Here is a 19,347-nt window from a genome sequence, read left to right as displayed (position 1 = left end):
TGTGTTCTTGTGGGCGAGGCAATAGCGTTCAAGGGAATTGCCATGCTCCGACTTTGCGGAATCATCGCAGCCTTCCTCCTCGCGAGCTTCACGACCTTTGAGGCTAGCGCCGACCGAAGGGTCGCCTTTGTCATCGGCAACTCGGAGTACCGACAATTCCCGGCACTCAAAAACCCGGCCAGGGATGCCGAGGACGTATCGAAAACGTTTCGACTGGCCGGTTTTGAGGTCTTCGTCGCAAGCGATCTGACCAAGCTGCAGTTCGAGGAGCAGTTTCGCAACTATCTGGCCGCAGTCGACGGCGCCGACCTAGCCGTCGTCTACTATTCCGGTCACGGCTTCCAGATCGGCGGCGAAAACTTCCTGATTCCGGTCGATGCCTCCTTGAAGCAGGCGGCAGACATCGAAGTCCAGGCCATCAAGCTCAACGATGTGCTGGAACAGTTGCGTTCGAAATCGAAGATCCAGGTGATCATCCTCGATGCCTGCCGCAACAATCCGTTCCCACGCAAGAATTACTGGCTGAGGGACCAGCTCATTACTGCCGGCAACGCCGGGCTCGCACAGGTGAGGAGCTCGCTGAACACCCTGATTGCGTTTGCCACCGAACCCGGGGCGGCGGCTTATGACGGCGCCGGCGAACTCAGTCCGTTTTCGGCAGCGTTTTCCCGTCGCGCGCTGGCCCCGAACCAGGAGATCCGCACCGTAATGGCGGCGGTGCGCCGCGATGTGGTGGAAGCCACAAACGGCCTCCAAGTTCCCTGGGAGAACTCGTCGCTGATCGACGAGGTCGTGCTAATGCGCCGCAGCAATCGCCCCTCGCTGCCGCCGGTGCTGGAGAAGGTCGTGCTGTCGGGAGTGGGACCCGTCGGCTTGGGCCTGCCCGAACCGATCGACGTCGACGGCGGCACGATCACATTGAGCATCGAAAGACCGCCTGCCTTGGGGCGCCTGATGCTGGACGGCAAGCCTGTCGAGGTGGGCGTGCCGATCCAAGGCAAGGACCTGCCCCATTTGCAGATGGATGTTCCCAAGGGTGTCGCTACGCAGGAAGAGGTGGATATGCTTGCCTATGCCACGCATGACGACTGGGGAGGCCAAACCCAAGGCATCGTGGTATTTCGGGTCAAGAGCGGCGAAGGCGCGCAAGGCGAAGAGATCATGGCCTCGCTCGAAGCCGAGCAGAAGCAGAACGTGCTGGAGCGCGGCATTCATATCACCGGTGCGGCCGAGGCGCTCGAAAACCGAAATTTCAATGTTCCCGTGGGTGTCGGTCCGGTTGCGCTGAACCTTGACTTCCCGACCGATGATCCCGCCGTCAGCCTGAAAGTTTCGGGTTATCCGGCAACGGGAACGCTCTCGCTGCCGGATCGAACCCTGGCGCCCCACTCGAGCCTGAGGTCCGGTGAAGTCGACCGGCTGCGCTACGAACCCCAGATCGGCGCCGAAGCCACGGTCGAGGTTGGCTTCGAAATCCGGGCGGACAGCAGATCATCCAAGCCCGCCACAATGAAACTGTCGCCAACAGTGGATCCGTGCGATACGGCTGCCGGCGAACCTCTCGACCTGCAAGGGGTCGTCCCCGGCTTGCTGCCGAACGAAATAGGCACCAGCGCGGTAGAGCTTTGCGAGGCCGCCGTGAAGGCTTATCCCGCCGTTCCGCGCTTCCGCTATGAACTGGGGCGCGCGCTCCTTGCGGCAGGCAAGGTCGACGAGGGCAGGACAGCCATCGAGGAAGCCGCCAAGAAGGGACACGTCCGTGCCGTATTCGAGCTCGGCTACATGTATGCGACGGGAACCGGAATGGCCGTCGACCGCGCACAGGCTAACGCGCTTTACGCGGCGGCGTCGGACAAGGGGGACCCCTATGGCATGACGTCGTGGGGTCGCGCCTTGTTCAATGGCTATGGCGTCAAGCCCGACACCAGCAAGGGCTTGGACCTGCTGCTCAAGGCGGCGGCGATGGGGCACACCTATGCCATGAACGATCTGGCCGCGATCTTCACCGAGGGCCGCAACGGCGTGACCGCCGATCCGGCCCGCGCCGTTGCGTTTCTGCAGGCCGGCGTCCAGCGGCAGGACATGTATTCGATGAACCTGCTCGGCCGCAATTACTTGTCTGGGCAGGGCGTTCAGAAGGATCCGAAAGAGGCGCTGGCGCTTTTTCAGAAGGCAATCGATCTCGGCCAGCCCTACGCTCCGGGCAGCCTCGCACGCATGTATCGGGACGGCGTCGACGTGGAACGGAACCTAGCGGAAGCGCAAAGATTGTTCGAAATTGGGATCGCGCGGGGCGATCAGTTCGCAGCTTTCGATCGCGCGGCCCTCGAATTGCAAAAGGGCGACAAGGCGGATCAGGCCGTTGCAGTGCGTTTCCTCGCGTTTGCGGCTGCGCTCGACCTGCGCAAGGAACTGCCGGACGCCCAAAGGACGCTGGCAAAATTCGGATCGAAGCCGAAAACGGCGGCGTTGAAGCAGCTGCGCCAGGAACTGAAATCGAAGATCCCCGGGTCCGGTTCACTGGACACGCAACTGGTGAACGCGGCCAGACGATTGTGGGAAGAAGCCAATCCGCGTCGGGACTTGTTTTGATCAAGGAGGAGGCAATGGTGGAAAGGGCATTTAAGCGAGCAATCATCGGAACAACGCTATCCGGCGTCCTGGCGGGCCTCATGGGCTGCAATTCTCTGACACCCAAATTTGAACCGACGGCGCTGGTCGGCACGCCCCCGCCGAAGGTCGTTCGCGGGGTTCCTCCGCCAAAGGTCGTCAAGCCCGCTCCCAAACCCAGGGCCGCCAAGAAAGTGATTATACCGGTTGAAGAGGAGCCTGTTCCTGCGCCTGTCATCATTCCTCCTTCGGGCGGGAGCGGCGGGAGCGGAGGCGGGGGAGGCGGCTGGGGGGGGTGATCAGGTCAGGGTGTGAGGGCCAAAGAAGGATCGCACGACCGTAGCGTTCCGTGGCCTTTGATCGATTCAGGAGGACCAGTAAGGCACCGCCGGACGAAACGGGCGGCAAACAGATATGTTCAGCCTACCGCCACCGCGCCACACCTCGACTGTACCAGATGTTCCGGTTCCTGAACCAGGAGGTTGCGCCATTTCCTGACGCTAAGAAAGAGAGACAAAGTCCGGATCGGCACATATTGTCATTCGCAACGTCGTCCCGCTGGATGCTTGCCCAGCTGACCTCGACTCGCACGTTGCCAAAGCGCTTCTTTCACCTCACATGTCTATTTCCGCGCTGTCGCCGTTATCATGCCCACCTGAAGCGACATGGAGCCGTCCACCACGAACTGCTGCCATTGCGCAGATGTCCCGCTCGAGCGCATCGCGTTTCACCGGGTCGGCTTGAGCGACCAACACGCGCTTTATGATTGCTTCAAGCTCTGATCGGGCGCGTTGCCCGACCGGCTCGTTGTGCGGGAGGGACTGATTTGACTCTATGGCCCAGCAGGAGCAGTGGCAGCCGGAGGGCAGCGCCGCGGGACTCTACAAGCGCTACCATTATGACGGCAGGAACGAAGAAGCAGTAGTAGTCATGGACCGAAGCTATGCCTTCAATCACGCCCAGCATGGCGCGGACATAGGCGAACTCCCGCGAAAGGTTTGACAGCGCAGATCAGCGCAAGATGTCCGACAGGCTCTCGGGCTTCTTCTCGCCAAGCGTCAGATCAAGGCCCGACAGCAGGTCGACGAGATGGCTTCGCATCAGGTCGGACGCGTCTTTTGCGTCGTGCTTTTCGATGGCATCGACAAGGGCGTGATGGGCCTGGCTTTCGCAGGTGGTGTCGCGGCGGCGCCAGTAGAGCGCGATGATCAGCGACGACCGCGACAGCAGGTCTTTGACGAAGCCCGTCAGGATCGAATGGCCGGCGATTTCGGCGATGCCGACATGGAATTTTGCCGACAGCATAATGGCGTCGCTGTCGCGGCCGGCATGCAGGGCCTCGTGCTCTTTTTCGAGATGAAGCCGCAGTTGCGCAATCTCGGCCGGCTTTGCCAGTTCGGCGGCAAGCGCCGCGACCTTGGGCTCGATCAGCGCCCGCGCTTCGAACACCTCGCGCGCTTCCTGCTTGGTCGGCTGGGCGACGAACGCGCCGCGGTTCGGCTCGAGCCGAGCCAAGCGGTCATGCGACAGCGCCTGCAGCGCCGCGCGTATCACCGCGCGGCTCACCGAATAGATCGAGGCGAGTTCGTCCTCGGGTAGTTTTGTGCCCGGTGCGAGGCGGTGGCTGACGATGGCGTCGCGCAGGCCGGCATAGACCGGAAACCAGCGCATCGTCGGCTTGTCGCCATCCCGTGGCTTTGGCCCAAGCAGGTCCATCGTCTCATTGTCCCGGCGGCCGGATCGCATAGCGGCGCGAACACCGCGTTTCCGGCCGCACATCGAACATCCTGTGTGGGAATGTCAACAATTTTGCACGCATCAGGACACACGGCCGGAGGGCGAAAAGGGCGCAAAGATTCCGGCGAAGGATTTTTCGAGTGGAACCTGGTAGCCGCCGCGCTTTGAGGTCGACAGGCCAAGGCCGACGAGGCTCTCGCAGAGTTTTACTGCGCAGGCGACGCCGTCGAGCACGGGAAGGCTATGTTCGCGGCTGAGCGCGGCGGCGAGGTCGGCCATGCCGGCGCATCCCAGCACAATCGCTTCGGCCCGGTCGTCGCGGATGGCGCGCTCGATCTCCTCCGAAATTCGATGGCGGGCGTTGGAGCCGGGCACTTCGAGCTCCAGAACGGGAACGTCGCTTGCCCGCACCCTGGCGCAGCGGCTGGCGAGGCCGTAGCGCACCAGATTGTGCTCGATCGCCGGCACCGAACGCGACAGCGTCGTCACCACGCTAAATTTGCCGGCAATCAGGCTCGCCATGTGAAACGCCGCTTCGCCGATGCCGACCACCGGCATCTCGCCGACGCAGCGTACTGCGTCGAGGCCGGTGTCGTCGAAGCAGGCGATGACGCAGGCGCTCGCCGCCGGATGTTTTTGGATCTCGCCGATCATTCCCGGGATGGCGAAGACCTCGTCGAAATAGCCTTCTATGCTCGGCGGCCCATCCTTCGGATTGACGGCGATGATCCTGGTGCCGGCCGAAGCCGCGCGGCGCGCCGCCTTGCCGATCTTTTCGGTCATGGACGCGGTGGTGTTGGGATTGACGACGAGTACGTCCATTTGCGCTTTCATATTTCGCCGCCGAGATAGAGTTTCTTGACCCGGTCGTCGCCAAGCAGCTCAGCCGAATGTCCGGCCAGCGCGATCTTTCCGGTCGTCAGTGCGTAGGCGCGCTGCGAGATGCGCAGCGCCATGCGCGAATTCTGCTCGACCAGCAGCACGCTGACCTTTTCGTCGCGGTTGATTGCGACGATCGAGCGGGCGATGTCCTGCACGAGCTTCGGCGCGACGCCGAGCGAGGGTTCATCGAGCAGCAGAAGCTTCGGTTTGGCCATCAGCGCCCGCCCGATCACCAGCATCTGCTGTTCGCCGCCGCTCATCGTGCCCGCCATCTGCGAATAGCGTTCCTTCAGGCGCGGAAAACGCCCGAGCACCATGTCCAGCGTCCTTGCGATGTCGGCCTTGTCGGTGCGGGTGAATGCGCCCATCATTAGATTGTCGCGCACGGTCATATAGGAAAAGACGCGCCGCCCCTCCGGCACCATGGCGATGCCCATCCTGACCAGCTCATCCGGCCGCGTTTTGTCGATGCGACGGCCCTGGAAATGGATCTCGCCGCTGCGGACCTTTTTCAGGCCGGTGATGGCGCGCAGGACTGACGATTTGCCCGCACCGTTCGCGCCGATGAGCGCTACCGTCTCGCCCTCGTTGACGTTGAGCGACACACCCTTCAGTGCATAGACATGGTCGTAGTAGAGTTCGACGTCGGAGACTTTCAGCAGTTCGCTCATGGCTAAAATCCGATCGTCTCATCTTCGGCGCCGAGGTAGGCCTCGATGACCTTTTCGTTCTCCTGGATTTCCTTCGGCGTTCCCTCGGCGATTTTCACACCGAAGTTCAGGACGACGATTCGGTCGGAAATGTTCATCACGGCTGGCATGTCGTGCTCGACGAGCAGCACGGTCACGCCGCGTTTGCGGACGCCGCGCACCATCTCCACCGTACGCGCGGTTTCGTCGTGATTCATGCCGGCAAAGGGTTCGTCGAGCAGGAGCACGGTCGGGTTGGTGGCGAGGCCGATGGCAATCCCCAGCGCGCGCAGATGGCCGTGCGGCAGCGTGCTGGCGATCTCATGCCGTTGCGCGCCGAGATCGAGGAAGTCGATGATCTCGTCGGCGGATCGCCCGAATTCATCCTCGTCGCGCCGCGCTGTAGTCGTGCCGAGATAGAAGCCGGCAAGGGTGGCATTGGAACGCAGGTGATGTGCGATGATGACGTTGTCGCGCACGGTCATGCCCTTGAAGATCGTCGTCTCCTGGAATGTGCGGACGACGCCCTTCCGGGCGACGATATGCGGCGCCAGACCTGAAATCCGCTGTCCGCGAAACAGCACCTCGCCCGAGGTCGGACTGATGAAAGAGGAAATCAGCTTGAACAGCGTCGATTTGCCGGCGCCGTTGGGACCGATCACGGAGAGGATTTCGCGTTCCCGGACGGCGAAGGAAACATTGTTAACCGCGACCAGCCCGCCGAAGCGTTTGGTCACTGCCTTGATCTGGAGAAGCTCGGTCATGGTCCTAGCCCTGCTTCTTGCCGAACAGCCGCAGGCTGAGCAGGCCGTTGGGAAGGAACAGCATCAGCGCGATCAGCACCGACGAGAAGATCAGCAACTGGAACTCGCCGGTCTCGAACAGGAAATCCCAGCCGAAATAGAGCACGAAGGTGCCGATCATCGGCCCGAAGACGTAGCTGAGCCCGCCGAGGAAGCAGTTCAGCATGAAATTCACCGAGTCGGTGACGGTGAAGCTGGACGGATAGATCGACTGCGAGATGGCGACGAACATCGCGCCGCCGAGACCGCCGAGGAACGAGGAGATGGCGTAGGCGATGACGCGCAGATAGGCGATGTTGACGCCGATCGAGGAGGCCAGTTCCTCGTTCTGCTGCAGCGACTGGCAGAGCTTGCCGATGCGCGAATGGACCAGGCGGTAAAGCCCGGCAAAGCACAGCACCATCAGCACCACCGAGACGAGATAGAACGCCGGGCGTGGATTGGCGAGCGTCGCGAAATCGGGAAGGATGGTCAGGCCGACGATCGAAATGCCGCCGGGGAGCGGAATGCTCACCATGCCCTTGGCGCCGTTGGTGATCGGCAGCGCCAGCGCCAGCAGCCGCGCTACTTCGGTCAAAACCAGCGTGACCATGGCGAAATAGACGCCGCGGAGCCTTAGGATGGGCAGTCCGATCAGCACGCTTGCAGCGGCGCAGAACAGCCCGGCCAGCGGCAGTGTCAGCCAGAACGACACACCATACTGGACGACAAGGATGGCCGAAACATAGCCGCCCATAAGCGCGAAGGCACCCTGGCCGATATTGATGCGGCCGATGTAGAAGGTCACCCATACGCCGGCGCTGGCGATACTGAGCAGCGCGACCGAGGTCAGCGTATAGTAGAGGTCGAGCCGACCGGTCGCCTCGATCAGCCAGGGCACGCCGATGAGTACGACCAGCAGGAAGACAGCGACGGCGAGGATGTTGCGTGTACGCTTCATGTCCATCACCCCCACGGCTTGCCCATGAGCCCGTTCGGGCGGATGCTGAGGAAGACCATCAGCGCGGCGAAGATGACGAGATAGGTAACGTCGCCATACTGGCGTAGCACTGTCAGGCCGACCGATTCCATCATGCCGAGGATGAAGCCGCCGGCGATTGCTCCGCTGACGACGCCGGCCCCACCGATCATCACCATCAAGAACGCCTTGATCGAGATCGGTCCGCCGATGCCCGAATTGACGCCGGTGATGGCGACCAGCAGCCCGCCGACTATGCCGGCAAGCATGGCGCCGAGCGCAAAGCCGATCATCGAATAGCGGTCGACCTCGACGCCCATGAGCTGCGCCGCGACCCGGTCCTGCGCCAGCGCCCGCATGGCGCGTCCCGGCTTGCTATACTGCATGAAAAGCACGAAGGATGCGATGAACAGTATGGCGAGAGCGCCGACCAGCAGCCGGTCGTAAGGCATTATAAGGCTGTCGGAGACGAAGACGCCGTTGACGATCTTCGGTACGCCGCGCTGCTTTTCACCGAACAGGAGGAGGATCACGGCGTCGAGGAAGAATGCGACCGCCGCCGCGAGAAGCATCGTACTTTCCTCCCGCACGCTTCGCCTAATCACCGTTCTGAAAAGGAATTTCTCGACCAGCGCTCCAATGACCAGCAGCGTGATCCCGGACGCAACGAGCGCGACGACGAAAGGCATGCCGAGCTGGCCATAGACGGTGTAGGTGATGAAGCCGCCGAGAACGTACATCTGCCCATGGGCGAAATTAAGCACGTTCATCAGCGCGAAGATCAGGGTCAGACCGAGCGCGATCAAGGCGTATTGCGCGCCAAGATAAAGCCCGTTGGCGATGACTTGTTCCATCAGGATGGTTCCCGGCCATTCAGAGGCTCAAGGCGAATGCACGAGCCTCTGCGGCAATCCGCTTCAGTGCAGTTGCGTCAATCGACTTGAGCGACGAAGAGCGTCTCGAACTTGCCGTCGCGGTATTCCGTGACCACCATCGGGACCGAAAGCTGGCGCTTCTGGCCGAATGACGTCATTCCGACATAGGTCAGCTTGGCATCGTCCTTCAGATAGGGATTGGGCGCCGAGAAAGTGTCGATCGTCTTCTTGAACTCCTCGACATTGTCGATCGCGGCCGGGTTCGCCTTCAGCGTCTCGATGATGTATTCTAGCGCGTAGACCTTGGTGTTGGACTCGTCATTGTATTCGCCAAACATTTTCGTATAGCGGTCGACGAATTCCTTCATCGTGTCGGACGCGATTTCCGGCGTCGAGGCGCCGCCGACTGAGATGAAGCCGTTGGCCAACTCGCCCGCGCCCTCTTCCAGCACCTTGGCATCCTGCGCCGTTTCGGTGGAGATCAGACCTTCGTAGCCGAGCTCGCGCGCGGCGCGGATCAGCAGCGGCGCATTGCCGGGCGCGACACCCGAAAGCACCAGCAGGTCCGGTTTTTGCAAAACGATCGGCGTCAGTACCGGCGTGAAATCGCGGGTATCGTTTTGGTAGACGTCCGTGGCAGCCACAACGTCGAGCCCGAGCGCCTTTGCCGCGGCAACACCGCCATCCCGCTGGCTCAGCGGATCGGATTCGTTGGCGGCGACAAAGGCAACTTTCTTCACGCCCCTTTTTTCCATGAGATATTTGTAGATCGCCGGAGCCGACTGGTAGTTGGCGATCATGCCGAGCACGGCGTTGGACGCCGGCGGGCTGTAGAGTTCCTTCGGGAACGCGTAGGGAAAATAGATGATGCCCTTGGATTCCGCTACGGGACGCACCGCCGCCGCGCCGTCGTCGACATTCGGACCGACGACATAGTGGATGCCCTCCTGGGCCATCTTCTCCATGCCGGCGATCGCCCGCTTCGGGTCCTTCTGGTCGTCGAAGGTGACGATTTTAATGTCGTAGGTCTCGTCACCAATCTTCACACCGCCGGTTTCGTTGATCCAGGCGGCGCGCGTCTGCATCGAGCGGACGTTGGATGTGCCCCACGCAGCGGCCGCGCCACTCGTCACGCCGACAAAGCCGATCTTGAGTTCCTTGTTGGCGGCGTACACCGTGATTGTGCCGCCGGCCATGATTGCCAGCGCGGAGACGGCGCCGCGCGCCGCGGATGTGATTATTGAACGCCTGTTGATCATTGTTCTTTCCCCTTTGGAGGCCGCGCATTGTTGCGACAGAACTCGACCGATACGCGGACTTTTGTGAGTGAAGGCTCAAATCAACCACCTGTCAACAAAACTTTTTCCGATTGTTGACAATCTTGTGAGCGGTCGTAGATGAAGAGCGCAAAGATTCGAATCGGCGTCGATTCGGGTAGCGCTGGTTGGGGCGTATTCATTCATTCGGCTGCCATTTCCCCCTACGGCTGACTACGGCTGGGAAGCACAATGAACATGCCGATGCCGGGAACGTCGGCGGGAGGATAGGGGCGGGAGCGGGCTCCAGCTCTGCGGTTGGCTGCCAATCCGCTTCCGCCCTGGAGACGTTCCCCGTGTTCGTGGCTGGAGTCCTCCTTGTCCATGCGCTCGGTCGTGAGAGCGGCCTCAGCGAATGGGGAGCTAGTCTCTATTCTCAGTCAGGCTGGTTTATCTCCCGCCCTACGCAGCGGGGGTTCCCCTGTTTCGTTCCCTCGTCTGGAATGTCGCATTCGTTGGAATTGTGCTGCTTTTGCCTGCGTCACTCTGGCCCGAGCTATAGTGCCCAGAGCGCCATCACACGGCGAGATTCCCTTCCACCTATTCTCTGAAAGATCGACCGGAAAGGATCGTCAGCGGCCCGCTTGGCGCAACGGCCATCGAAGAAGAGCATCAGACGCGCTGTGGAGAACATCCACTCGCTGACTGACCGAAAAGGGTACATGGGAAGAGACCACATTGTTGGTAGCGAAGGTAAACCGGATGCTGCGCGGATGGGCGAACTAGTTCTCGGTAGGAACCACCAGCAAGGCATACCGGGCCCTCGACAGTTACACTGCAGTGCGGTTGCCCCGGTGGCTGCGTTCCAAACACAAGACCAGACGATGCAAGGGCGGGGCCCATCCAGACTCGGATCTTACGAGCACATCGGGCTCGTACGTCTGACCCGACTTGGACGTGGCGTGTCGTGGGTGAAGGCGTGAGTTTTTGTCCGAGAGCCGGATGCGGGAGATCTGCAGGTCCGGTTCGATGAGCGAGGTGTGGAAACGGAGCCAAGGTTGAATCAATAAGGCAGGGCCAGACGAAGGGGCGGCAAACAGATATGTTCAACCTACCGCCACTGCGCCACACCTCGACTCTACCGTTCTTCGCGTTCACCAAGGGCGAAGAAACGCGGAAGGCTGGCATCTGATTGACGGTCGGAAAAGCGCGGTCGCGCCAGTTGTCGCACCTCATTAGACCGTTTCGAGCCGGCTGAACCGAACCGGGATGAGTTTGCGAGTCTTCAGTTGCCCTGCCGAATCCTTGTCGATGACCGTCAGCAACTGCACATCTTGAGGTCCCACAGGCAGAACCAGGCGTCCCCCCGGCTTGAGCTGCTCAAGCAAGGCCGGCGGCGCCCGGCCAGCCGCGACGGAGACCAGGATCTTGTCGTATGGGGCGTGCTCGGGCCAGCCGCGCGACCCGTCTCCGACACGAATGCCGACATTGGATAAGCCGAGGCCCTGCAGCAGAGCCTCGGCATGGCTTGCGAATTCCTCGATGATTTCTACGCTCCAAACCTGCCCGGCGAGTTCCGCGAGGATTGCGGTTTGATAGCCCAGGCCAGTGCCGATCTCGAGCACCGCCTCGTGCGGTTGGGGAGCAAGGAGATCGGTCATGAGAGCGACGATGAATGGCTGCGAGACGGTTTTATCGAAGCCGATCGGCAGCGGCATGTCCTGGTAGGCATAAGGTGCAACCGAGGCTGGCACGAAGAGATGCCGCGGCACTCGCCGCATCGCTTCCATCACCCGCTCATCGAGCGCCGCCTTGCCGAGTTCTTCGCTTGCAAGGTCGGTATGGATTGCAATCATCTCGACCATGTGCCTGCGTAGGACCGCGAGGTGCTCTTCGTTCATTGGCTTCATGACGGTGGGGCTTTCCTCAACCAGATTGCTGCCGGTGAGCATTATATCCTGTTCGTCACGGTAGCGCCCGCCATCGTTTCCATTACGGGTGCCCAGGGCAAGCGTGGGTGACCGTCTTGGCAGGCTATCGCCGGCGGCGACCCTGGAGATTCTGGGCGCTATATCGCCATAGCGGTGTGTCCCGTATGCGGCTATCTCGCGCATCAGCTTCGCCAGCACCGGCCGGGAGGGCGAGGCGCCGGAGCCGTGCTCCTGGTGGACGAGGCGGCAGCCAGCCACCTTGACCTCGTCGACTTGGGCGTCGGTCGCCCGATCCTCGGTCGACGCGGGCCTCGCCAATGGGCGACCGATCGGGAGAACTGGACGTTGTGCGTGCATTTGGCCGGTTTCGGGGCCTTTTGTGGGTTTTTGTGCACACAAGGAATGTGCCAGAACACGAACGTGTGAATGCGTCTGGTGAGGCCTCAACGACGTCTCATCCGCCAACCGAGACTTGTAGTCCGTCGCGCAATGCCATATCTTATGCACAAGAAATGTGTTTCTGAATATGGCAAGGGAGACAGGAATGACCCAAGCGTTGAAAGCTCCAGTTCAGAACGAACCGTTGGTGCTGTCCTATATGGATCGGGCTGGGAAGATCGCTGTCGCCCAGGTTGCGGATGGATTCGGTATGTCCAAAGGTCAGCTTGCCGAAACGGCGGGTCTTGCGCGGGAAACCCTCTATAGGGTTGAGCGTAGCCGTGCTGCAAAGACGCAAGGTCGCCTTCGTGAAATGCTTGAGATCATCAGCAGGGTGACCGACTGGGCTGGAGGCAAGGAGCAGGCGATGGCTTGGTATCGGGCGCAGCCGATACCGGCCTTCGGCGGACGGACGGCGGAAGCTCTGGTTAAGGAAGGCAAGGCCAGCGCGGTTCGCGACTACCTGGATCACGTCGCCGTTGGTGGCTTTGCTTGAGGTTTGCCGGAATTTGCTACCGCGCCCATGATCCGCGTTGGTCGTTCCAGCCGATCTCAGGCGACGGAGCGGCTATTCGGGGTGCCAGATTCAACCCGAAAGGTGTGCGTACGCTTTATCTGGCGCTCGACGTCATGACGGCCGTGAAGGAGGCCAATCAGGGTTTTGCACATCGCATTGATCCCTGCGTGCTCTGCTCATACGAGATCGATTGCGATGACATTGTCGATCTGAGGACGGCGCAAGGCCAGGCCGACGCCGGGATCCGGTTCGAAGATATGGCTTGTGCATGGATGGATTTTCTCGCCGATGGCAAACGGCCGCCGTCATGGAGCATCCATGACCGCTTCGTTGCTGAAGGCAAGTTCGGCATTCTCGTGCCCAGCTTCGCGCCAGGTGCCGTCACATCCGATCAGAATCTCGTGCTATGGAGCTGGGGCGAGGTGCTCCCGCACCAGGTCAGGGTGATCGATCCGGGAGGCCGGCTGCCTCGGAACCAATTGTCCTGGAGCTAACGCCGCAAGGGTCGGATCGAATTGCGACTCAGGCGATTATCCGCCCGCCCGCCCGAGTGTGCGTTCCGCGTCATTGTAGTAGTTCGAGGCGCTGCATGGAGCGATGCTGCGACTGCTGGATGGCTTCGGGCAGCGGAATGGCGCGGCGTGCGGTTTCGGTGAGATAGCCGGAGCGCAAGCCATGGGCGGAGAAGGCTTGCGGATCGAGCCCGGCCTCGGCGGTGCGCCGCTTCAGGATCAGATTGACGGCCTGCGGCGTCAGGGCGCGCTTCGAGATTGCCCCAGCGGTCGAGGCCGCCAAACACGGCGCCGTCGCTGATCCCGGCGCGCGCCAGCCAGTCCTTCAAAACCAGCACAGGCCGGCCGACGAGCAGCACGAAAGCGTCGCTGTCGGCTTGCGTCGTCTCTTTGCGGCCGAGCCGTATCGACAGGCATGGCAATTTATCGCCGTCGGAAGCGTTGGGATCGGCCGGAACCGGGTCTTCGTCGACCAGCTGTTCGAAGCGAAGAGCAGAAATTTCGCTGCGACGCCGGCCGCCGGAGGCGAAGGCGCTGATGAGAATCGCGCGATCCCTGACGTCGACGAGACGGTTGCCGGCGCATGTTTTCAGGGGGGCGGCCAGAATATCGGCGGTCTTGATCGCGCTCTGCAGCCCGGCGCATTGAATTTTCCGACAAGTTCCGCCCCATTTGGTCAAGATTGACCAGCTCGACAGCCGCCGGCGCACGGTGGACGACGCGTGCGGTTTTTTGTCATCCGTAACAGGCCCTGGGCTACCCACCGACGCCGCTACGTCAGCCGGCATGCCCTGCGCCGGGTCGGCCTCGCGTTTCGAAAAATCCCAAACGCAGTGAGCGACGAATTGAGGAGCAGGGATTCCGGCGCCGGCCAAGGCAGAGGCTGTCCGGTGGCGGCCAGCGACTAGGCGTCGAGATAGCCGAGGTCGGGCGAGCGCGCGGAGGGAGTTTTTGCCGATGCCTTCCTGGGCCAGATGGCGCAGCAATCGCGACGTCGTCGTCGGTCAAAAGTTCGCGGCGGTCGAAGGGCAACACCGAATCCAATGCGAGTCGAGCGCCTCGGCGCGTCGAACACCATTGCCCGATGGCCGACCGACGCGGTCAGTTGCCATTCGCGAGCGGTCCGAGAATTCGGATTCCCTGGCCGCGCGCGGCAACTGCGAGCTTGCGATCGAGGGTGGCCAGCGGCAACGCGGTTTCGATTGCCAGCGCAAGGTAGGCGGCGTCATAGGCGCTAAGACCGTGCGCGATGGCAAGCTCGATGATGGCGCCGTCACGCCCTGCGCCCGCATCCTCAAGCGGCAGCCGGCGAAGTCGCGCCATTGCGGAGATCGATTCGCCGGGAACGATCCGCCCGCGCCGTTCGGCCGTCAGGACAATGCTGCGCGCCTCGTGCCAGAACAAGGAAGGGACTGGAGATTGGCCTCTCAGTCCCGCGATTGTTGTTTCGGCCGCCTCACTGTGCTGCTCCGGCAAGAGCCAGGCAGCGGCAAAGGAGGCGTCGAGGACCAAGATCATCAGTAGCGATGCCCTTCGTGACGCCAGGCCAGGATCTCTTCAGTGGTCACGGGCTTCGCCTTGGCGCGCGCGGCGCGAACCTCGTCGATCAAGGCGTCCAGCCGGTTATCCTTGTGGATTCGGGAGAGTTTTGCGATCGGATCGTTGCCACGCGAAATAATCACTTCCTCGCCGGCCTCGACTTTCGCCAGCAGTTCGGAGAGATGGGTCTTGGCCTCGCCGACCTTCACTGTGATGGTCATTTTTCCGTCCTCGTGTGGCGTTGTACGCTGTGGCCTCCTTGTTCCGCCACGGCCACTCTCGTCGCGCTGAGCGCAGCCTTGCACGACGAAGTTTGCGCGACCATAGCGTTGATTCCGTCGGTTGGTCAAGGCTTGGTCAAGTCACCGATAAGAGGTCATTATCGATAGTGTTCTTTGGCCTCACATCATCCTCGGTGACTGTGGCTTTCACTCCCCGATTTCAATTAAAGCCCTAAGCTGAAAAGTCAGACGATGGTTTTTGCCTTCTCGCTTCAATCGAAGGCGAGCGACGGGCCTTTTCCGAGGCTGTTGGCCCCAGTCCAGATGAACTCAAGAGGGTCGCGGCGGTGCCGAGTTCCGAAGGTCAGCGGCAAAGGATCTGCGGACATCGCGGCTAACGGCTCAGGGCAACTCCCGATACTTGAATCCATCGCGCGGAGGTAATACCATATTTCGAGGTGTCCTTACCGAGGCTGCAATGACAACGACCGTAACCGCAAAAGGTCAAGTGACCATTCCCAAGCCCGTGCGCGATCTCTTGGGCATCGCTCCGGGCAGCCAAGTGGATTTTCGCCGCGCCGCCGACGGCAGCGTGGTGTTGGTTCGTGCGGACGAAAAACGGCCGGCGAGCCGCTTTGCCAAGCTGCGCGGCCATGCCGGCAAGGGGCTGAGCACCGAGGCGATCATGACCTTGACGCGCGACGAAGCGTGACGGTCGACACCAACGTTCTGCTCGACCTCGTCACCGACGATCAGGACTGGGCGGAGTGGTCGATCGAACAGTTGGAGGCCGCCTCGCTGCGCGGACCGTTGCTGATCAACGACGTCGTCTATGCAGAGCTCTCGGTCCGCTACAGCCGGATCGAGGATCTCGACGCCTTTCTTGACGCGGCCGGCCTCGAGATCATGACGATGCCGCGGCCGGTGCTATTCCTGGCCGGAAAGGTGTTCACCCAGTATCGCAAATCGGGCGGATCGCGCACCGGGGTGCTGCCGGATTTCTTCATCGGCGCCCACGCGGCGGTCGGTGAGCTGCCGCTGCTCACCCGCGACGTCGGCCGTTATCGCACCTATTTTCCATCGCTGATGTTGATCACGCCAGCCTGCTGAGCGCGCCTGGCGAGGCCTCGAACCGCGCCGGCAGAGGAGGGTGCTTTTTAGAGCCCGGACGCTTTGGTCAGGTTGACTCGGTAACGATCGCGGCGGCGTTGGTATTTGCGGGTGTCGGTTTTATTTCCCGATTTCAATTGAAGTCGTAAGCTGAAATGCGGAACCGCCGTTTACACCTTACGGCTAGCGCGAGGAGGGGACCGTCAGAGCCTTTGGTGAGGTCGACGCGGAACCGTCGCGCGCGGCAGCTCGTAAGGGCGGGACGTGCCGGAGTCATGCTCCGAAGTCAGTTCGCAGCCGGCCGAATGCTGCTCGACCCGCGCGCTTCTGTAGCTCGTCCGTCTACGCGCGCATGACCGCTCAGGCGTCACTGTGGTCGACGGAAGGACGATTGTGAGCCTCGCGAGCCATTTGCAGTGTCCGAGTCTCGCAGCTTGTGCCCATCCACGAATTGACTATTTTGCATGACTATGAGCGAGCATCTGGCCTTGGTTCTGACGACAGTTAACGCGCCCTACAGCGAACAGCTCGACGGGTGGCGCTGGCTCATTGTCTTTCGGATCTAGATCTGGCGAAGCAGTATCCTGGGCAGGTCAGTGCCTTCCTTGCAGAAGTGCCGGTCGAGCAGCAGATGGAGTTCGCCGCCGCGCACCAGATGCGGTCGATAATCCGAAGGCTTTCGCGGCCCATTTCTCTGCCTGGTCCGGCGAGACCTATTAACTCGCTGCTTGATGATCGAGGTCCATAGCCGTCGTCCGTCCAAATGGCGGCGGCTTTTCGCCATTGCTGCCGATCTGATCGACCAGCTCCGGAAGAAGGCCGGAGGTTTTGAATTCGAATGGTCGTTTGGCGGCGGCACGGCGATGATGATCCAGATCAACCATCGCGAAAGCCACGACGTCGATATCTTCCTCGACGACCCTCAGCTACTCGGCTTCATTGACCAAGAGCCAACAGGGAGGGCATTGCCGGTCGCCGGCAGAGCAACTTGGCCATATTAGGCGTTAGGCGGCGACAGTTCCATGTCTCGCCTTCTCGACCGTAACGGTCACCTTTCGGTCAAGCCGGTTCAGCACCCGCACAAGCCGATCGATGGTAAACTTGCCAAGATGGGCGTTGCGGATGTTCGAAATATCCGACGGCCTAACGCCGGTCACCTCCGCCGCAGCTCTGACCGTGAGGTGCCGCCGATTCAGCGCAGCGATGATCTCGGAAGGCCTTCATCTGCTTGGTATCGGCGTCGGGATCCCCCATGTCCGCGTAGACATTGCCGCTGCCTCTGACGATCTCGATTTTTTCTCTGTCATGACTCGATCTTCCGTATTTGCTTCAGCCGCGCCTTGATGAGGTCGATCGCCTCCTTAGGCGTGGCGATGCCCGTGGTCGACTTCTTCTGGAATGCACGCACGACCCAGATCAATCGCCGAGCTGGACGGCATAGATGACCCTGTAGGCGTCGGAGGGGTAGGGCAAGGCGATTTCCATCACGCCTGACCCCGGTGCTTCATCGGCTTTGCCAGATCGGCCTTCTGCCCGAAGCTTGCGACCGCCAGCGCGTCCAACATTCTATCCTGCACGGCTTTTGGCTTGCCGGCCGCAAGGCGGTGAAGCGGCGCTGAGGGCGGCGATGGTGCGGCTGCTCGACAGCCGCCTGAGTGCACCGACGGGGCGCTGACCGTCGCCAACCTGGCGCGCGAGGCCGGCGTCAGCCGGGCTACAGCGAACGCGCCGTCGCACTTCTCGCGGAGTTCCGTGCGGCCGAGGCCCGCCAGCGGTGGTCGTCTCCAAGGCCCTCAAGGAACGCGTCCCTGCACGCCCGGCAGCTCCAGCCCGCCGAGGGCCCCGTCGTGACGGGGTTGATCCGGCCGAAGAAAACCAGTGCTGCAGCGAACGTCCCTCGTAATATTGCGTTTAGCCATGAAAGACGACGATTCGCCCAAAGCATGCAAAAGGGCCCATCGGCTCTCGCGCCGCGATGCAAGGCCTGGAAAGCCTTACGCCAGATCAGTTTGTGAAAAGTCATTGCCCTTGTAAAGCAGGGCAAGCCGGTGAGCCTTCGCGCAAGCATAGGCAAAACAATCGCCGAAATTGAGATCGGCTTTGTGGCCGACTGCTTTGCCGTATTTCATGCTGGCTTCGATCGCCCGGTCGCCGATGTCGCCGGATATCATGATTTCTTTGCCGGCGATCTCGATCAAAAAGGCGTCGACGGTATCACGGGCTTGCGCCAGCATGTCGGCCGTGGGCTTGGCGTTCTTTTTGATGGCTTCGGCCGATGCTCGCGCGAGACCCTGGGCTGCCTCGAACCGGACGAGCGGGGAGATATACAGCGGCTTGGTCGCGGCCGCGAGCCGCTTTTCCAGTTCTTCCGCGCCAGGTTCCTCGTTCAGGATGGCAACGATCACCGAGGCATCGACGAACATCAGTCGTCGCCCCACATTTCGTCGGTGAATTTCTTCATATCGAAATCAGGGTTGGCCGGCCCGATCCGCCGCGCCATTTCCTTGACTTTGGCAAGTCTCTCGCGCAGCGGGACGCTGCCGCGGTTGCGCTCGATCTCATGGCGCAAGGCGGTTCTGACGGCCTCGGTCTTGCTGCGCGCGTTGGTAATCTGCTGCAGCTCGACGGCCATGGCATCGACGTCGGGATCGCGAATGAAGAGCGGCATTTGTATATCTTCCGAGTGATATATGTATATCACATCCGAGATATACTCGCCAGCGAATTCGCGAGCGGCGGTTTTGGTAAGGAGGGGAGGGAGGAATGCAGCTCGCGAAAATCCGTCGGGAGGGTCGGTTCTGGTGCTCAGTCGGGCGGATTGCCAGGACGCCTGACGCAGCCGAACCTTCTTTCGATCTCGTCCGGCCGGTCAGCATGAGCTTTTTGCTGCAGCCTGATATGCAGCTTCGATACACGATCGTGTGCCGAAACATCCCAGACAGCGTGCTGCGGGGAAGGGGCCATTTATGAAAACCTGGATGGTTGATTTTGGGGTCGTACCAAAGGAGTTAGCATTCGCACAAATGCCAAGCCCGCTGCCCCGGGAAGGTGCAGCGGGCCCTTCAAAATAATGGTCCTGCGATGGCTTCAGCCGATCGTCACGGCCACGTCGATCGAACTCCTCGCTAGACTGAGACTAGGCGTTCTGAGCGCGGAGATGGCGACCATTCCGGATCTCGGCGGGCACACCGGGGCCATTGTCGGCGATCACGATCTGGAGGTCATTGCCTTCAAGCGCCGTTTCGATCTCGATCCGCCGCGGTCCCGGT

The 19,347-nt window shown here is 61.4% G+C and carries 19 protein-coding genes and 1 pseudogene; 6 read left to right on the top strand and 14 right to left on the bottom strand.

Annotated features, from left to right (window positions below):
• Window positions 1-42 precede the first annotated feature (42 nt).
• Window positions 43-2,592, top strand: coding sequence for a caspase family protein (locus NKI25_RS32800; RefSeq protein ID WP_353000533.1), 2,550 nt, complete (start codon window positions 43-45; stop codon window positions 2,590-2,592).
• A 1,029-nt stretch (window positions 2,593-3,621) separates the two neighbouring features.
• On the opposite strand, the gene NKI25_RS32795 is transcribed toward NKI25_RS32800, so the two are convergent.
• The 8 genes from NKI25_RS32795 to NKI25_RS32760 form a co-directional block, all read right to left on the bottom strand.
• The gene (locus NKI25_RS32795) at window positions 3,622-4,326 is read right to left on the bottom strand and encodes a GntR family transcriptional regulator (protein WP_352592978.1); all 705 of its coding nucleotides are present in this window, start codon (window positions 4,324-4,326) and stop codon (window positions 3,622-3,624) included.
• Between the two features lie 102 nt (window positions 4,327-4,428).
• Entirely contained in the window at window positions 4,429-5,169 is a 741-nt protein-coding gene (locus tag NKI25_RS32790) for an aspartate/glutamate racemase family protein (RefSeq protein WP_353000532.1), read from the bottom strand.
• An 8-nt stretch (window positions 5,170-5,177) separates the two neighbouring features.
• Window positions 5,178-5,900 carry an ABC transporter ATP-binding protein gene (locus NKI25_RS32785; protein ID WP_352592925.1) on the bottom strand — a complete coding sequence of 241 codons (723 nt, stop codon included), beginning with the start codon at window positions 5,898-5,900 and terminating at the stop codon, window positions 5,178-5,180.
• A gap of 2 nt (window positions 5,901-5,902) precedes the next feature.
• Window positions 5,903-6,682 (bottom strand): ABC transporter ATP-binding protein, encoded by a 780-nt coding sequence (locus NKI25_RS32780; protein ID WP_352708383.1) that lies wholly within the window; start codon window positions 6,680-6,682, stop codon window positions 5,903-5,905.
• Window positions 6,683-6,686: 4 nt separating this feature from the next.
• Complete coding sequence (locus tag NKI25_RS32775; RefSeq protein ID WP_352708385.1) at window positions 6,687-7,661, bottom strand: branched-chain amino acid ABC transporter permease; 975 nt, start codon at window positions 7,659-7,661, stop codon at window positions 6,687-6,689.
• Between the two features lie 5 nt (window positions 7,662-7,666).
• A complete protein-coding gene (locus NKI25_RS32770) occupies window positions 7,667-8,533 on the bottom strand; it encodes a branched-chain amino acid ABC transporter permease (RefSeq protein WP_352478406.1) in 867 nt (288 codons plus the stop codon).
• Window positions 8,534-8,610: 77 nt separating this feature from the next.
• Window positions 8,611-9,813, bottom strand: coding sequence for an ABC transporter substrate-binding protein (locus NKI25_RS32765; RefSeq protein WP_352828419.1), 1,203 nt, complete (start codon window positions 9,811-9,813; stop codon window positions 8,611-8,613).
• 1,232 nt (window positions 9,814-11,045) lie between these two features.
• The gene (locus tag NKI25_RS32760) at window positions 11,046-11,720 is read right to left on the bottom strand and encodes a protein-L-isoaspartate(D-aspartate) O-methyltransferase (RefSeq protein ID WP_353000537.1); all 675 of its coding nucleotides are present in this window, start codon (window positions 11,718-11,720) and stop codon (window positions 11,046-11,048) included.
• A gap of 565 nt (window positions 11,721-12,285) precedes the next feature.
• Here NKI25_RS32760 and NKI25_RS32755 point away from each other — a divergent pair.
• Together NKI25_RS32755 and NKI25_RS32750 are read left to right on the top strand one after the other, a co-directional pair.
• Window positions 12,286-12,675 (top strand): antitoxin Xre/MbcA/ParS toxin-binding domain-containing protein, encoded by a 390-nt coding sequence (locus NKI25_RS32755; RefSeq protein WP_352708388.1) that lies wholly within the window; start codon window positions 12,286-12,288, stop codon window positions 12,673-12,675.
• Window positions 12,672-13,190: an RES family NAD+ phosphorylase gene (locus NKI25_RS32750; RefSeq protein WP_353000530.1), complete on the top strand. Its 519-nt coding sequence runs from the start codon at window positions 12,672-12,674 to the stop codon at window positions 13,188-13,190. Before NKI25_RS32755 ends, NKI25_RS32750 begins: the two co-directional genes overlap by 4 nt.
• Before the next feature lie 36 nt (window positions 13,191-13,226).
• Here NKI25_RS32750 and NKI25_RS32745 read toward each other — a convergent pair.
• The 3 genes and pseudogenes from NKI25_RS32745 to NKI25_RS32735 all read right to left on the bottom strand — a co-directional run bounded on the left by NKI25_RS32745 (window position 13,227) and on the right by NKI25_RS32735 (window position 14,968).
• A pseudogene (locus tag NKI25_RS32745) lies at window positions 13,227-14,320 on the bottom strand (tyrosine-type recombinase/integrase).
• On the bottom strand, window positions 14,310-14,729 hold the full coding sequence (locus tag NKI25_RS32740) for a type II toxin-antitoxin system VapC family toxin (RefSeq protein WP_502896993.1): 420 nt from the start codon (window positions 14,727-14,729) through the stop codon (window positions 14,310-14,312). The pseudogene NKI25_RS32745 and the gene NKI25_RS32740 overlap by 11 nt, the downstream one beginning before the upstream one ends.
• The gene (locus tag NKI25_RS32735) at window positions 14,726-14,968 is read right to left on the bottom strand and encodes a type II toxin-antitoxin system Phd/YefM family antitoxin (RefSeq protein ID WP_352592901.1); all 243 of its coding nucleotides are present in this window, start codon (window positions 14,966-14,968) and stop codon (window positions 14,726-14,728) included. Before NKI25_RS32735 ends, NKI25_RS32740 begins: the two co-directional genes overlap by 4 nt.
• A 478-nt stretch (window positions 14,969-15,446) precedes the next feature.
• Between NKI25_RS32735 and NKI25_RS32730 the strand changes: the two genes are divergently transcribed.
• The 3 genes from NKI25_RS32730 to NKI25_RS32720 all read left to right on the top strand — a co-directional run bounded on the left by NKI25_RS32730 (window position 15,447) and on the right by NKI25_RS32720 (window position 17,079).
• The gene (locus NKI25_RS32730; protein WP_352592898.1) at window positions 15,447-15,680 is read left to right on the top strand and encodes an AbrB/MazE/SpoVT family DNA-binding domain-containing protein; all 234 of its coding nucleotides are present in this window, start codon (window positions 15,447-15,449) and stop codon (window positions 15,678-15,680) included.
• Window positions 15,677-16,078: a type II toxin-antitoxin system VapC family toxin gene (locus NKI25_RS32725; protein ID WP_352846450.1), complete on the top strand. Its 402-nt coding sequence runs from the start codon at window positions 15,677-15,679 to the stop codon at window positions 16,076-16,078. The genes NKI25_RS32730 and NKI25_RS32725 overlap by 4 nt, the downstream gene beginning before the upstream one ends.
• A gap of 731 nt (window positions 16,079-16,809) precedes the next feature.
• Window positions 16,810-17,079 (top strand): nucleotidyl transferase AbiEii/AbiGii toxin family protein, encoded by a 270-nt coding sequence (locus NKI25_RS32720; RefSeq protein ID WP_352592972.1) that lies wholly within the window; start codon window positions 16,810-16,812, stop codon window positions 17,077-17,079.
• Between the two features lie 3 nt (window positions 17,080-17,082).
• Here NKI25_RS32720 and NKI25_RS32715 read toward each other — a convergent pair whose 3' ends face one another.
• From NKI25_RS32715 to NKI25_RS32705, 3 genes are all read right to left on the bottom strand, one after another.
• Entirely contained in the window at window positions 17,083-17,235 is a 153-nt protein-coding gene (locus NKI25_RS32715) for an XRE family transcriptional regulator (protein WP_352592893.1), read from the bottom strand.
• Between the two features lie 837 nt (window positions 17,236-18,072).
• Window positions 18,073-18,501: a type II toxin-antitoxin system VapC family toxin gene (locus NKI25_RS32710; protein ID WP_352592890.1), complete on the bottom strand. Its 429-nt coding sequence runs from the start codon at window positions 18,499-18,501 to the stop codon at window positions 18,073-18,075.
• Window positions 18,501-18,746 carry a type II toxin-antitoxin system VapB family antitoxin gene (locus NKI25_RS32705; RefSeq protein WP_352592888.1) on the bottom strand — a complete coding sequence of 82 codons (246 nt, stop codon included), beginning with the start codon at window positions 18,744-18,746 and terminating at the stop codon, window positions 18,501-18,503. The genes NKI25_RS32710 and NKI25_RS32705 overlap by 1 nt, the downstream gene beginning before the upstream one ends.
• Between the last annotated feature and the right edge of the window lie 601 nt (window positions 18,747-19,347).

It is taken from the genome of Mesorhizobium sp. M0808 (genome assembly GCF_040320025.1).
GTDB lineage: Bacteria > Pseudomonadota > Alphaproteobacteria > Rhizobiales > Rhizobiaceae > Mesorhizobium.
The sequence above is the reverse complement of the archived record's forward strand: the minus strand, read 5'-3'. Positions and strand labels throughout refer to the sequence as shown.